Annotated in this window: 1 protein-coding gene; it reads right to left on the minus strand. The window is 49.6% G+C overall.

Translation table 11 applies throughout. The features are described 5' to 3' along the window. On the minus strand, nt 1–603 hold a 603-nt coding region (locus AB4585_RS23795), incomplete at both ends, for an MFS transporter (RefSeq protein ID WP_372171232.1).

Genomic DNA, 603 nt, shown 5'->3' on the forward strand with positions numbered 1-603 from the left:
CAAGCATGCTTAGTAGCGAGCCTAAAAACATGCCTTGAATCGAGGAGAAGTGGCGTGTCCAATGACCTGCACATTTGGAACTAAAGGTGCCAGCCAGATAGCAGACGAAAATCAGTGAGGCCAAACCAACAGGAACATTGTGCGGGGCGCCAACTAGGCGAAACCCCATGACAGAATATAGGTTCACAAACAACGAGAAATTGATGCCGCCAATGAGCATAGCAACCCATACCCTGTGATTTTTGAAGTGACCGACTATCGCTCTGTGTTGATGATGAAAGCTAATAGAGGCAGGGGTGAAGCCTTGCTGTTTTGGCAATAGGTAACCAACAAGCAATGCCCCCACTAATGTAAACCCTAGCGCGACTTGAATTGCTGTTGCCACGCTGTAGTGATCAGCAATTAATCCACCGCTGATCCTGCCGGCGATGCCGCCTAGGGAGTTGGCCGCTATGTAGCTACCAATTGCCATAGAAAAGGCTTTGCTATCAAGTTCTTCTGCCATATAGGCCACCGCCACAGCGGCAAAAGCGGCAAGCGCAACGCCAATAATTGCTCGGCAAACCACTAAGAACAGAAACGATTGGCCCAACAGCATAAGCC

This window comes from Vibrio sp. 10N.222.49.C9 (assembly GCF_041474985.1).
Lineage (GTDB): Bacteria > Pseudomonadota > Gammaproteobacteria > Enterobacterales > Vibrionaceae > Vibrio > Vibrio crassostreae_C.